This window comes from Acidimicrobiales bacterium (assembly GCA_035546775.1).
Lineage (GTDB): Bacteria > Actinomycetota > Acidimicrobiia > Acidimicrobiales > JACCXE01 > JACCXE01.
Genome location: DASZWD010000004.1, coordinates 39,980 through 52,659, shown reverse-complemented (window position 1 = coordinate 52,659; position 12,680 = coordinate 39,980). Strand labels below are relative to the sequence as shown.

The 12,680-nt window shown below is 68.1% G+C and carries 13 protein-coding genes and 1 other RNA gene; 9 read left to right on the top strand and 5 right to left on the bottom strand.

The window, feature by feature from the left end; all coding sequences use genetic code 11:
• Positions 1–2: 2 nt before the first annotated feature.
• Positions 3–356 carry a VOC family protein gene (locus VHC63_01275; GenBank protein ID HVV35201.1) on the top strand — a complete coding sequence of 118 codons (354 nt, stop codon included), beginning with the start codon at positions 3–5 and terminating at the stop codon, positions 354–356.
• Positions 357–363: 7 nt separating this feature from the next.
• Here the strand turns inward: VHC63_01275 and VHC63_01270 are convergent, their stop codons facing one another.
• Positions 364–657, bottom strand: a complete 294-nt coding sequence (locus tag VHC63_01270) for a hypothetical protein (GenBank protein ID HVV35200.1) — start codon at positions 655–657, stop codon at positions 364–366.
• 38 nt (positions 658–695) lie between these two features.
• On the opposite strand from VHC63_01270, the gene VHC63_01265 reads away from it, so the two are divergent.
• The 4 genes from VHC63_01265 to VHC63_01250 are packed head-to-tail and all read left to right on the top strand — an operon-like array spanning position 696 to position 6,620.
• Complete coding sequence (locus tag VHC63_01265) at positions 696–1,688, top strand: DNA double-strand break repair nuclease NurA (GenBank protein HVV35199.1); 993 nt, start codon at positions 696–698, stop codon at positions 1,686–1,688.
• Complete coding sequence (locus VHC63_01260; GenBank protein HVV35198.1) at positions 1,685–3,265, top strand: ATP-binding protein; 1,581 nt, start codon at positions 1,685–1,687, stop codon at positions 3,263–3,265. The genes VHC63_01265 and VHC63_01260 overlap by 4 nt, the downstream gene beginning before the upstream one ends.
• Entirely contained in the window at positions 3,265–4,380 is a 1,116-nt protein-coding gene (locus VHC63_01255) for a DNA repair exonuclease (protein HVV35197.1), read from the top strand. The genes VHC63_01260 and VHC63_01255 overlap by 1 nt, the downstream gene beginning before the upstream one ends.
• Positions 4,377–6,620 (top strand): AAA family ATPase, encoded by a 2,244-nt coding sequence (locus VHC63_01250; protein HVV35196.1) that lies wholly within the window; start codon positions 4,377–4,379, stop codon positions 6,618–6,620. Before VHC63_01255 ends, VHC63_01250 begins: the two co-directional genes overlap by 4 nt.
• Here VHC63_01250 and VHC63_01245 read toward each other — a convergent pair.
• Positions 6,547–7,461, bottom strand: coding sequence for a sulfite exporter TauE/SafE family protein (locus VHC63_01245; protein ID HVV35195.1), 915 nt, complete (start codon positions 7,459–7,461; stop codon positions 6,547–6,549). The genes VHC63_01250 and VHC63_01245 overlap by 74 nt on opposite strands.
• Positions 7,462–7,513: 52 nt before the next feature.
• On the opposite strand from VHC63_01245, the gene rnpB reads away from it, so the two are divergent.
• The 3 genes from rnpB (at position 7,514) to VHC63_01230 (ending at position 9,022) form a co-directional block, all read left to right on the top strand.
• Positions 7,514–7,849, top strand: an RNA gene (gene rnpB, locus VHC63_01240) — RNase P RNA component class A.
• Positions 7,850–7,944: 95 nt separating this feature from the next.
• Positions 7,945–8,727: a RelA/SpoT domain-containing protein gene (locus VHC63_01235; protein HVV35194.1), complete on the top strand. Its 783-nt coding sequence runs from the start codon at positions 7,945–7,947 to the stop codon at positions 8,725–8,727.
• Positions 8,720–9,022: a hypothetical protein gene (locus tag VHC63_01230; protein ID HVV35193.1), complete on the top strand. Its 303-nt coding sequence runs from the start codon at positions 8,720–8,722 to the stop codon at positions 9,020–9,022. Before VHC63_01235 ends, VHC63_01230 begins: the two co-directional genes overlap by 8 nt.
• Before the next feature lie 6 nt (positions 9,023–9,028).
• Here the strand turns inward: VHC63_01230 and VHC63_01225 are convergent, their stop codons facing one another.
• Together VHC63_01225 and VHC63_01220 are read right to left on the bottom strand one after the other, a co-directional pair.
• Positions 9,029–10,129 (bottom strand): site-specific integrase, encoded by a 1,101-nt coding sequence (locus tag VHC63_01225; protein ID HVV35192.1) that lies wholly within the window; start codon positions 10,127–10,129, stop codon positions 9,029–9,031.
• Positions 10,130–10,151: 22 nt separating this feature from the next.
• Positions 10,152–10,409: a helix-turn-helix domain-containing protein gene (locus VHC63_01220; protein HVV35191.1), complete on the bottom strand. Its 258-nt coding sequence runs from the start codon at positions 10,407–10,409 to the stop codon at positions 10,152–10,154.
• A gap of 178 nt (positions 10,410–10,587) precedes the next feature.
• On the opposite strand from VHC63_01220, the gene VHC63_01215 reads away from it, so the two are divergent.
• On the top strand, positions 10,588–11,802 hold the full coding sequence (locus tag VHC63_01215) for a methyltransferase domain-containing protein (GenBank protein ID HVV35190.1): 1,215 nt from the start codon (positions 10,588–10,590) through the stop codon (positions 11,800–11,802).
• A gap of 67 nt (positions 11,803–11,869) precedes the next feature.
• Here VHC63_01215 and VHC63_01210 read toward each other — a convergent pair whose 3' ends face one another.
• Positions 11,870–12,664, bottom strand: coding sequence for a P-loop NTPase (locus VHC63_01210; protein ID HVV35189.1), 795 nt, complete (start codon positions 12,662–12,664; stop codon positions 11,870–11,872).
• Positions 12,665–12,680 lie beyond the last annotated feature (16 nt).

The following is a 12,680-nucleotide window of genomic DNA, read 5'->3' as shown; positions in this document are numbered from 1 at the left end:
GAATGGCTGACTGGGCTCGTCCCGTTGTGCACTGGGCGCTCGAAGCGCGCGACGCGGAAGCGATGAAGGCGTTCTACGGCGCGCTGTTCAACTGGAAGATCGGCGACGGTCCGATCATGACGGTCGAGCCCGGCATCGGCGGCCCCGAGCCCGGTCCCGGCGGCCACATCGCGCAGCACCCGGAGCGCCTCGGGTTCTCGCTCTACGTGCAGGTGCGCGACATCGGCGATTCGTTGGCGCGCGCCGTCGAACTCGGCGGTTCCAAGCAATCAGACCCCTTCGACGTCCCCGGCGGCCCGACCATCGCCTTCATCACCGACCCCGAAGGCAACCCGCTGACCCTCGTGCAGCAGTGACCGTGTGTCAGCCGCCGATGTCTGTGTAGCGCTTGGTGCGGATGGTGCCGCGGTCGATGAGTTCGTCGAAGGCGAGTTGGATCGGGTCACTGACGATGCGCGCGTTGAACTCGTCGATGTCGGGCTCGTCGGCCCACAGAACCACCACCAGCCACTCGCCGTCGTCCGCTTTGGCCGTGGTGCGCCGCAGATAACCCTGCGAGTTGGGGAAGACCTCGGTCTGCACGGCCTTGTCCGCCGCCAGGAACGACTCGTCGTCCACGTCGGCGAGCAGGCGAAACGTCGTGATCTCCAGGACCATGGCACGAGGTTGTCACACCGTCCTGCGACAATCGGAGGATGCCGTTGGGAGCCGCACCGCTAGACGACGTGGCCGAGCGCCTCGCCGCGATCCTGGCCGGCACGGCCGGCGTGGCGACCGACTCCGACGACGGCGATCTGGTCATCGACGGCGACCTCGTGCCGCGCCCGCTCACCCCCGCGCCCGCCGCGCCGCCCGAGGTGTGGGCCGTCGACGGCGGCCAGGCGCTGGTGCGCGACGCCCGCTGCCTGCAGGTCTACGTGGTGCGCGCCGGGCGGTGCTGCTTCGTCGACCGGGTGGCCAAGGTGGAAGACGAGGGCGAGCTGCGGGCCCACCTCGTGGGCCTCGGCCAGCGCGCCGTCGAACTCGCCCGGCTCGACGGTGGCCTGGCGCTGCCGGCCAACACCGCGATCGACGTCAACCTCCTGCGCGAGCGCATCGAGTGGGACGGTATCGAGCGCACCATTCAGGAGGCGTGCGCCGGCGCGCTCGTGCTCGTCGACGGCGACCTGCGGCCCGACCCGCGCCTGCCCGTCGGCTGGGTGACCGACCTGTTGACGGGGGCGGCCGAGCGGGGTGTCACTGTGGTCGGCGTGACCAAGCACACGTCGCTTGCCCGCGGCGGCGCACCCCTCATCGGCCAGCTCGAGGCCGAGGCCGAGATCACCCTCGGCGCCCGCGCCCGCTGGTGGGCCCGCGTCGGTCACTCCCCCGCCGAAACCGGCGTGCCCTTCACCGTCGTGGCCGCCCGCCTCGATCCCGACGCGCCGTACTCGTTCCGCCTCGACGTCGGGCCCGGCGCCGACCCCGAACTCGCCGTCGCCCAAGTGGCCACCGTCGCCGACGACGCGGCCTTCCCCGGCTACCCGTATCCGCTCACCGTCGCCGACCGGCTCGCCGCCTGCCCGCCGTGGCTGCGCGAGGAAGCGTGGATGAGCATCGAGGAGCGGCTGCACGTCGCCGGGGTGCGCGCCGACGTGTTGCACCGCGCCTTCACCGATCGCCACCGCATGATGGAGCGCGCCTCGTGACGACGGCCCACACCCGCGGCCGGCTGTTCGGCAAGAACGTCCTCGAAGGCGTGTTCCGCGCCGCGCCCGACGACGACCTGTTCCTCGGCGAGCTGCTCGTCGCCATCGACGACGCCACCAGGCGCCGCTATCTGTTCCGCGTCGTCGACGTCACCTACGGCCACGAGCACCGCGAGCCGGGCTGGGCCGAGCGCGTCGCCGGCACCATGCTGGCCGACGACGCCCGCGACGACGCCGGCGCCCACCCGCTGTACGAGGCGGAACGACGGACGTACCGCGTCGCCGACTGCCGCTGCCTCGGCTACCTCACTCCCGATGGCAAGGAGTTCCGCAAGCCCAAGTCGCTGCCGACGCAGTTCTCCCGCGTGGTGTCGCCCGAGGCCACCGACCTGGCGTTCCTCGAACGCTCGATGGGCGACCTGCACGTCGGCGTGCTGCGCTCGGGCGAGACCACCGTCGACGTGCCCGTCGGCATCAGCGGCGAGAGCCTGGCCAAGCACGTCGGCGTGTTCGCCACTACCGGCATGGGCAAGTCGAACCTGATGATGGTGCTCGCCGGCGCCGCCATGCAGGCCAACGGCCGCTACGGCCTGCTGATCATCGACCCGCACGGCGAGTACCGCAGCGAACTGGCCCGTCACCCGTGGGCGCAGCGGCGGCTGCGCACGTACTCGAGCGTCAAGGCGCCGAACGTGTCCGCGCTGCGGGTGTCGCTCGGCGAGATGACGAGCGACGATTTGCGCACCGCCACGGGCGACACGTCGCGCGCCCAGACCGAAGGCCTGTTCGAACTCGAACGCTTCTACTCGTCGCAGTACCCCGGCCTGTCGTGGCTGCTGCCCTTCGCGCAGCTCGACGACCTCGTGGGTTTCCGCGACATCGACCTCGGCAAGTCCGTGGCGTTGTCGACGCTCCAGGTCCTGCACCGCCGCGCGCGGCGCATCTGCAACCTCGACGCCATCAGCGCCGATGCCGACGTGTCGGTGGCCAACCAGATCGAACGCGACCTGCGCGAGGGCAAGGTCGTGCTCGTCGACGCCAGCGGCTTCGACTCGACCGAAGAGTTGCTGGTGGCGTCGTTCCTCACGCGCCGGGTGCTCGAGTCGTGGCAGCAGCAATTCCTCGACGACCGCAACGCCCACGCCAGCCTGCCCACCGTCGCGGTGGTGCTCGAAGAGGCCCAGCGCGTGCTGGCCAAGGCCAACGACGCCGATGTGAACGTGTTCCCGCGCGTGGCGCGCGAAGGCCGCAAGTTCAAGGTCGGCCTCGTCGCCGTCACCCAGCAGCCCAAGCTGGTCGATGCGGAGCTCCTCAGCCAGTTCAACACCTTCTTCATCCTTGGCCTCGCGGATGAGCGCGACCGCAACATCCTGCGCGGCTCGGCCAAGCAGGACCTCTCGGCGCTGCACACCGAGATCCAGACGCTCATGCCCGGCGAGTGCCTGCTCGCCGGCGTCGACACGCCTTTCGCCGTGCCCGCCACGATCGACCTGTGGTCCAACGCCTTGCGCGACGCCACGCCCCCGCCCGAGCCGCGCCCGGAGGCGTCGGTGAACGTTTCGGCGATGTTGGACTGATGCGCATCGTCGCGTTGGGAGACGCGCACCTCGGCCGCATCAGCGGACCCGACACCACCAACGGCGTCAACACCCGCGAGCTCGACTTCGACGACTCGTTCCGCCGCAGCGTCGACCTGGCGCTCGAGCAGCAGCCCGACCTGTTCGTGTGGCTCGGCGACATCTTCGATCGCCCCAACCCGTCGTACCGCTCGTATCTCGTCGCCCAGCGGGAGCTGAGCAAGATTCGCGAGCACGGGATCCCGCTGGTCAGCATCAGCGGCAACCACGACACGCCCCGCGTCGTCGGCACCGGCACCCCGTACCGCCCGCTCGAAGACGTCTTCACCGGGTTCAACTTCGCGCCCGGCTTCGAGTACCGCACCTTCGAGTACCCCGGCCTGCGGGTCCACTGCGTGCCGCAGATGGCCAACGTCGACCAGACGCTCGAAGCGCTCGCCGCGGTCAAGGCCAATCGCAGCAACGACCGCGTCAACCTGCTGCTCACCCACCCGCGCCTCACCCAGGTCGAGCCCAAGTTCGCCGACCTCAACGAGATCACCGTCGACGCGTCGCTGCTCGACTGCGACCTCGTGCTGCTCGGCCACTACCACACGTTCAAAGAAGTGAACCGGGGCATGTGGTACGCGGGAGCCACCGACGGCTTCGACTTCTCCGACGAGTACGACACCCCCAAGGGCGTCGTCGTCCTCGAGACCGACACCGGCGCCATGAAGCACGTGGCCCTCGGCGGCCGCCGCCCGATGGTGATGCCCGACGTCGTCCACGCCCTCGGCCTCGGTCCCGACGAGGTGACCGAGCGGGTCGCGGCGGCGGTGGCCAGCGCCCCCGAAGGCGCGGTGGTGAAGGTCATCGTCGAGGGCGTCGCCCCCGAGGTGTGGGTGCAGACCGACCCGCGGGTGTGGCGCGAGGCCAGCACGCAGTGCCTGCGCGTCAAGGTCGACGCCCGGCTCATGCACGCCGGGGTGCAGGTGCAGAACCTGCCCGAGCTCAGCGGGGTGCAGGCGCGCTTCGAGGAGTGGATGAAGCCCCAGGAACTGATCGGCGTCGACCGCCACGCCATCGTCGAGCGCGGCAAGGACTATTTGGCCAACGCCGTCACCGAAGCCGAATGATCGTCCGCCACCTCTACCTCCAGAACTACCGGGTGTACGAGGGCGTGTGCGAGCTCGACCTGCCCGAAGGCCTCGTCGGGGTCTACGGCCCCAACGGCGCCGGCAAGAGCTACCTGATCGAGGCGATTCCGTGGGCGTTGTACGGCCACGCCCGCGGGCCCGTCGAGGAGGTGCGCACCACCGGCGTCAACGACGAGTGCGTCGTCGAGATCACCTTCGAGCACGAAGGACAGACCTACGTGGCGCGCCGCACGCTCAAAGGCGGGCTCAAGCCGAAGCACGACGCCGTCATGCACTGCAACGGCCAGCAGGTCGCCATCGGGGCGCGCGACGTGTCCCGCTACGTGCAGTCGGTCATCGGCATGAACGAGAAGGGCTTCCTGGCGTCGGTGTTCGCCGAGCAGAAGCAGCTCGCGGCGCTCTCGGCCCAGCAGCCGGGCGACCGCCGCCGCCTCGTCCTCGACCTGCTCGGCATCACGCCGATCGAAGCGGCGGTCAAGAACGTGCGCCGCGACGCCAAGGACGCCGCCGCGATCCTCGAGTCGATCGAGGGCGTCGCCTCCGACCTCGAAGCGCTGGCGACCGAGCGCGACGACGCCATGGCCAAGGCGGGCGTCGCCGAGGCCGAGCAGATCACCGCCGACGAGGTCGCCCGCGTCGCCGTCGAGAAGGCAGAAGAGGCCCGCGAGCGTTTCGCCGAGATCAGCAGCACGATCGAAGAGGGCAAGCGGGTCAAGGCGCAGTTCGACAAGCTCGACGCCGACGTGCAGAAGCTCGAAGCGCACGCCGCCACACTCGCCACCGCCCGCGAGGAGCTGGCCGCCCTCGGCGACACCGCGGCCGCGCTCAGCGCCGCCCGCGAGGCGCACGCCGCCGTGACCGCCCTGGCCAAGGCGCAGGCCACCTTCGACGCCGCGGCCGCCGCGCTCGCCAAAAGCGGTTCCGCGGAACCGCCCGACGACACCGCCGCGATCACGACGCGCCAAGCGGCGTCGGCTGCCGCGGAAACGGCGGCGGGCCTGGTCGCCACCGCCCAGGCGCTGCAAGCCAACCTCCGCGCCGCGCAGGCGAACCTCGAGCGCACCGACGCCCTCGAAGGCGACGCCGACTGCCCGACCTGCGGCCAGCCGCTGGGCGATGCGTTCGCAGAGGTGCGGGCCCACCGCGTCGCCGAAGTCGCCGCGGCGCGCGACGCGGCGAGCGACGCCACTGCGAAGGCCAAGGCGGCCCAAGCCGAGGCGAAGGCGCTCGCCGCCGCGGCCGAGGTCGCCGAGCGTGAGCTGGCGGCAGCGCGCGCCGCGTGGGACAACGCGGCCAAGCTCGTCGCCGCCGAGCGCGCCGCCGCCGACGCGCTCGCCCGCGCCCGGGAAGCCGCCGCGGGGCGCGAGGAGCTCGCCGCCGGACTGGCGGCGTGCGAGCAGGCCGACCGGCGCGCCCAGCAGCTCGTCGGCGAACTCAGCCGCGCCGAGGTCGTCGCCGCCGAGCTCACCACTGCGCAGCGCGAGCGCGACGAGGTCGCCCGCGACCTCGAGGCGCGCCGCGCCGCCGCCAAGGCACACGGCTTCACCGCCGCCGGTCTGGCCGAGGCCGACGAGACCCGGCGTGTCACCGCCGCCGCGGCCGCCGAGGCATCCGAGCGCGCCAAGGCCGCGGCGGTCGCACTCGGCCAGGCGCGGGGCCGGGCGCAGGAGAAGGACCTCGCCTACGCCCGGGCGCAGGAACAGCACGCCCGCATCGAGCCGCAGAAGGTCGAAGCCCGCCTGCTGGGTCGTCTCGGCGAGTTGCTCAACGCGTTCAAGGACAGCGAAGCCGCCTCGGTCGGCCCGCGCCTCGCCGGCCACGCCCGCGCCCTGTTCAGCGACATGACCGAGGGCACCTACGACACGCTCGACCTGTCCGACAGCTTCGAGGTGCGCATCACCGACCAGAACCACACCTTCGACCTCAAGCGCTTCAGCGGCTCCGAAGTCGACCTGGCGAACCTGGCGCTGCGCATCGCCATCAGCGAGTGCGTGACGCTCCAGTCAGGCGGCGCCGTCGGCCTGCTCGTGCTCGACGAGGTGTTCGGCCCGCTCGACGCCGGCCGGCGTGTGCGCCTGTTGCAAGCCCTCAACGGCCTGCAGACGCGGTTCCGTCAGGTGCTGGTCGTCACCCACGCCGACGACGTCAAAGCACAGCTTCCGAGTTCGATTGAAGTTCGACCGACGGGAGAACGTCGCTCGACTGCGATCGTGACCTAGCCCGCACGAACAGCGCGGCGCCGACGAGGAGCGCCACGGCGATGACGCCACCGAGCACGGCGTTGCTGGCGTTGAGCAGCTTGAGGCCCGACAGCACGAGCACCGTCACGAGCGCCGGGCGGATGATGGTGTCGGGCGCGTTGGCCGACGCACGGGCACCGAGGTAGACGCCGGGGATCGACCCGATGAGCAGCGACGCCGTCAGCCCGAGCTGGAAGTCGCCGAAGAGGATGTGGCCGAGCGCGGCGGACAGCACCAGCGGCACGGCCTGCACGAGGTCGGTGCCGACGAGCTGGGCCGCCGACAGCGACGGGTACAGCATCAGCAGCAGCACGATCATCAGTGAGCCCGACCCGACCGACGTCATGCCGACGACGAAGCCGCCGAGCACGCCGATACCGATGGTGGGCAGCGTCTTCATGTGCACGTCGCGGATGTCGACGTGCATCCGCCGGCCCCGCTGCACCAGCGCCTTGCCGATGATGGCGGTCGCCGCCACCATCAGAGCGACGCCGAGGATCTTCTTGATGACGTCCTGGAGATGATCACCCGAGCCGAACGACTTCAGCACCAGCACGCCGCAGAACGCCGCTGGCACCGACCCCAGGCACAGCAGGCGGACGAGGCGCATGTCGACGGTGCCGCGTCGCGCGTGCACCAACCCGCCGACCGGCTTCATGATCACCGCCGCAACGAGGTCGCTCGAGACGGCCGCCAGCGGCTGCACGTTGAACAGCAGCACGAGGATCGGCGTCATCAGCGCGCCGCCCCCCATCCCCGTGAGGCCGACCACAAAGCCCACGAGGAGTCCCGCCACCGCCACCAGCAAGTCGATATGCATAACTCCACCAGGTTAGTAGGAAAAGTGGATCAGGTAAAGTGGTGGGCGACGGTGAGTCGGCCGGGTGGCCGCGGCATTCGTAACGAATGTCGAGGAAAGTCGGGACTCCAACGGGCAGGGTGCTGATGCGAGTCAGGACGCGGCGACGTGTCGGAACAGGGCAACAGAGAACAGACCGCCGATGGCCCTTCGGGGCACAGGCAAGGGTGCAACGGTGCGGTAAGAGCGCACCAGCGTCCGGGGCGACCCGGGCGGCTCGGTAACCCCCACTCGGAGCAAGGCCAAATCGAGGAGGCTGGCCCAGCTATTCCTCAGGTGGGCCGCATAGATGGATGGCCACCCCGCCGGTAACGGCGGACAGAATCCCGCTTACAGGTCGACTCACCGTCACCAGGGCCTGTGACCTGCGGAAACGTGGGTCAAAGGCCGGCTCAACGGCTGCCGTGACACACACGTGACACGTCGACTCGAGAGTGCCTCGAAATGCGCGCGCTCATTCGCCGCGTCGCCTTTACTTGGGCAGTGGTCGAAGGCTTCTCGAATGAGCAGATCAATCGCGCCGGAGCGACGATTCGCGCGTACTTCAACGGGGAGTTCGGCGACGTCCGTTTCGACGACGGTACGGAGACCTCGCGCAAGGTTGACGAGGCCTTTGAGGTCATGGTCGCCTTCCGCGCCGCGCACCAGCGGCCACTGATCGTCGCTACCAACGGTCTTCGATCCACGGTCCGTACTCAGAAGTGCCAGGACCTCGAGGTTTCTCAGCGCCTCAAGCGCGGCATCACGATCGTCAACAAACTGGGCCGCGAGCCGAAGATGTTGCTCTCTCGCATGCAAGACATCGCCGGATGTCGCGCTGTTCTCGCGTCGATCGACGAAGTGCGGCGGGTTCAGACGCAGCTCATGCGTCGACGTGGTTACCTGACCTTCAAGGACTACATCGTCGACCCGAAGAGCACCGGATACCGAGGCATCCACGTCATTCTCAGATACAACGACTGCCGAGTCGAGGTTCAACTGCGCACCAAAGTCATGCACGAGTGGGCGATTACCCAGGAGCTTCTCGGCCCCCAGACGGGTATCGACCTCAAGTCGGGCGAGGCTCCGCCGATCGTCAAGGAGTACTTCAGGGACATCTCAGAAGCGATGGCGGTTGACGAGCGCGGAGAGATAATTCCCGAGGAATTGTTGCGTACACTGCAAGAACGTCGAGACGAGGTGTTCTCGATTCTGCGTCGATCTCAGGAGGAGTTGAAAAATGGCTAGCCAAATTCAGCATTTCCTCCTCGTGTTTGATCACACGCAAGGAAAGCTCCTCGAGGAGACTTCGTTCGGATTCGACAGTGAAAGCGCAGTAGCCGCTTACGCGCACAAGGAGCGGGAGTTCGGTGACCGGAAGGACATCGAAGTCGTCCTCGTCGGGTCAGACTCGCTCGCTACCGTGCGCATCACGCACGCCAACTACTACGACGGCAGCGTCGCGCTCCCGAAAGTGATCGACGACCTGATCACGAAGCTCGAGCGTTCAATCGCGGCTTATCAAGAGCACCACAACCACTAGAAGCCATCAGATCGTCGCCGCCTCCGCCGGGGTCGGCGCCAACACCCGGTCGAGCACTGCAGCGGGCACGTTGCGGTCGTCACGCAGCCAGTGGACGTAGGTTCGACTGACGGTCTCGACCGTGTCACCGAGATGACCCGCGACAGCCGACAGCGGCGCTCCCTCGGCGAGCAATGTCGAGGCGCAGAAGTGCCGCAGCGAGTGGAACTTGAACCGGTCCGCGCTCAGCCCGGCGCCGCGGAGCGCCGGTCGCCACGCTGACGCGTAGAACTGATCGCGGCGCAGCATCGGCGCGCCACGCAACCCCCGGAACAACAGACCTTCTGCCTCGTGGTCACGAAGGTGGCGGCGAAGCTCAGTCGCCACGACGGCGGGCACGACGATCGTCCGCGTCTTCTCGCGCTTTGGCGTCGTGAGGCCCAGAACACCCGCCATCGTTTGCAACTGCTGATCGACGACTACCCGCGCGCTCGCAAGGTCGATGCGGTCGCCGCACATGCCGAGCACCTCCCCGACGCGCAGCCCGGCGATGCCGAGCGCGATCGCCGCCCGGTACGGCGCGGGCGCTGCCTCGAGCAACGAGATGGCCTCTTCACGCGTAGGCACCTCGTTCGGGGACACGCGACCGTTGGTGTCACCGACGCCGGCGCGCGGGTTGCGCAACCCGACAGTTGGATCGCGGCCGATGCGACCGGCAACGTGCGCGGCGCGAAGGATCATCCGCGCGTACGCCATCGTGGTGATGGTCGTCGAACGGGCATAGGTCGCGCTGAGGTCGCGCTGCACCGACTGGAGCACGAGCCGATCGATCGAGGCGAGCGACTTCGAGCCGACGCGAGCGACGAGCCGACGCCGATGCGCGCCCCAGGCGTCTCGGCTCGTCTGCTTCCAGTCCTGCGCCGCGGCCCACTCGTCGGCGAACGACTCGAACGTCTGGCGTCCTGCATCAGGATCGATGTAGTGGCCGCGCACCTTGTCGCCCTCAATCGCCTTGAGGTGGTTGCTCGCGTCGATCTTCCGGTCGAAGACCTGCGACCGGCTCCTCCCGTCAGGATCACGCCAGCGGGCGCGCCACTTGTCGTTCCTCCAAGCGTCAATGCTCGCCATCGCTTTCTCCTTCACACACGCTTCATCGGGCGCGGCCGCGGGCGCCTGGTTGCGATCGTGGACGCGTCTCTGCCAAGTGGGCAAGACCGTTCATTGACGCGTACGTGTCAACTCTCAGCGTCGCCAGCCACTCCTCCACCGCGCTCGCCTCGAATCGCACGCGGCTGCCGATCTTGAGGAATGGGATGCGGCGCTCGTAGACGAGCCGACGAACGTGATGCACGGAAACGTTCAGGAGCTCGGCGAGTTCGTCAACGGTCATGAGTGCGAGTTGTCCCATGCCCGTTCCACGTACGATCGCGAGCCGAAAAGCGCGACGAGTTCCGCGCTCAGCCGGCATTCGGCGAGGTAGGTCCACCCAGGTCGGCCGAAGATCGACCGCGCATTTCCGCGCGACAGTGACGAGATGAGATGTGATTCCGAACGCTCGAGGAGCTCACTCGCGCTTCAATGGATGAGTGGCTGACAACTCCGAGAGCCTTCGCGGTGCAATGGTTGATGCGCTGATCGACTCAGCAGTGCTCGGGAGCGCGACAGTTATCGATGCGTTGCGCGCCGTCCCCCGCCACCTCTTTGTTCCGGAGGTGCCTCTTGAAACGGCGTACGCGGACGTAGCAATTCCGATGAAGCTCCATGACGGTCGCGCTATTAGTTCCGCCTCGCAGCCCGCGATCGTGGCCATCATGCTTGAGCAGCTCGACGTGCAACTCGGCGACCATGTACTCGAAGTCGGCGCTGGTACTGGATACAACGCCGCGTTGTTGGCGCACCTCGTCGGCTCAGCGGGACGCGTCCGCACGATCGACATTGACGACGACATCGTTCTTGGCGCGCAAGCACACCTCCACTCAGCAGGGGCAAGCGACGTTGAAGTGATTTTGGGCGACGGGATGTTTGGCGATCCCGACGGCGCGAGCTACGACCGCATCATCGCCACGGTCGGCATCTGGGACATCCCGCCGAGCTGGTGGGAGCAACTTGTTGTTGGCGGGCGTGTGGTTGCGCCGCTTTCTCTCCGCGGGCCCCAGGTCTCCATCGCGTTCGACAAGACCAGCAACGACGTAATGGAGAGTTCCTCTGTTCGGCCCTGCGGCTTCATGCGGCTTCGCGGGCCTTTCAGCCAACCAGCGACGACGGCCGTGACTCGAGGCATCGCGGTGACGATTGACGACGAGGTCGACGGTCCCGCGATCCGAGAGATGCTCTCCGCCGAGCCGGTGGTGCGCGACGTTGGTCTTGAGGCATCGGCGGACGAGATGTACGGAAGTCTGGCGCTATGGCTCGCCTTGCATCTGGACGGATATTGCACCGTGAGCGTCGGCTGGCGCGACGCGGAGCCGCCGATTCACCTGGCCGTGGTCACGCCAGCCGGCAATTACGGCGCCGTTTCGAAGCCGAGTGCGACAGGTTGGAGCCCGGCTCTCTTCGAGGGGACGAGTCTGTCTGTCGTCGGTCGTGTGAAAGAGAACCTGGTCGTTTCCATATTCGGTACGCCGGCACCGACGAGTCAGATTGCGGACGCTCTGAGACGCTGGCACGAAGCAGGACGTCCGTCACCTGCCGATGTCCGTCTCCGGGCGGAACGGCGTCCCACCGCCGGCGGCTCTCAGGCGGAAATCGTCCTTTCAAGAGAGTGGACGACGTTCAGCGGACACTGGGCGGCCGCTCGATAGTCGCCCTGTGCCAACGCAGCGATGTCGAGCGGAGCACCTTGCGATGCCCGCGAAAACGTGGACTTTGTCAGCCGCCGATGAGCGCGCTGACATGCCGGGCCAAGTCAGCGAAGGCAGATGCGGGCGCGCTATCGGGGGCGCGTTCGACGACGGGGACACCCGAGTGGTCGGCGTCGGTTACCTCTGTGTGGAACGGGATCGAGGCGAGGTTCGGTACCGAAGCGGACCAGATTGCCCGGTCAGGCGGGGTCGGCCTGAACAAGGCGATCTCGGCGTCGCAGCACGGGCAGCGGAAGGCGGCCATGTTCTCAACGCCGCCGAGAACGCGCACTCCGCGATACCGCAGCAGGCTGAGGAGCTTTCTCGCGTCGAGGTGCGAGACGTCTTGCGGCGTGGTCACTACGAGGCAACCCGCCATCCCCGGCAGAGCGGTCGCGCGCTGTTGAAGGTCGGCGGTCCCCGGAGGAAGGTCGATGAGCACGACATCGGTCCCGGTCCAGTCGACGTGGTTGACGAACCGGTCGAGGAGCATTCCTGCGAATCCGCCAGTAACCGCAAAGCTCTGCGCCTCGCCCATAAGGAACTGTGCCGAAACGACCTTGATGCCCAAACATTCGACGGGCGACAGGGGGCGACCTCTCTTTGACTGCGGGCTATCCCACAGGGTCACGAAGCGTGTCTCGACCTTGCGTGTGATGTTCAGCATCCGCGGGATGTCCGGCCCGTAGAAGTCGGCATCAATTACTCCGACACTCATACGCAGGTCCCGCAGCGCCAGAGCGAGGTTAACGGTGACCGTCGACTTTCCGACGCCGCCCTTGCCGCTACAAACACCGATGAAGATCGGAGAATCCCCAGCCACCGCCTGACCGTACTGC

Excerpts from the sequence above, each read along its gene's own strand:
- VHC63_01275 (HVV35201.1), top strand. The coding sequence starts at position 3 with ATGGCTGACTGGGCTCGTCCCGTTGTGCACTGGGCGCTCGAAGCGCGC.
- VHC63_01270 (HVV35200.1), bottom strand. The coding sequence starts at position 657 with ATGGTCCTGGAGATCACGACGTTTCGCCTGCTCGCCGACGTGGACGAC.
- VHC63_01265 (HVV35199.1), top strand. The coding sequence starts at position 696 with ATGCCGTTGGGAGCCGCACCGCTAGACGACGTGGCCGAGCGCCTCGCC.
- VHC63_01255 (HVV35197.1), top strand. The coding sequence starts at position 3,265 with ATGCGCATCGTCGCGTTGGGAGACGCGCACCTCGGCCGCATCAGCGGA.
- VHC63_01250 (HVV35196.1), top strand. The coding sequence starts at position 4,377 with ATGATCGTCCGCCACCTCTACCTCCAGAACTACCGGGTGTACGAGGGC.
- VHC63_01245 (HVV35195.1), bottom strand. The coding sequence starts at position 7,461 with ATGCATATCGACTTGCTGGTGGCGGTGGCGGGACTCCTCGTGGGCTTT.
- VHC63_01235 (HVV35194.1), top strand. The coding sequence starts at position 7,945 with ATGCGCGCGCTCATTCGCCGCGTCGCCTTTACTTGGGCAGTGGTCGAA.
- VHC63_01230 (HVV35193.1), top strand. The coding sequence starts at position 8,720 with ATGGCTAGCCAAATTCAGCATTTCCTCCTCGTGTTTGATCACACGCAA.
- VHC63_01225 (HVV35192.1), bottom strand. The coding sequence starts at position 10,129 with ATGGCGAGCATTGACGCTTGGAGGAACGACAAGTGGCGCGCCCGCTGG.
- VHC63_01220 (HVV35191.1), bottom strand. The coding sequence starts at position 10,409 with ATGGGACAACTCGCACTCATGACCGTTGACGAACTCGCCGAGCTCCTG.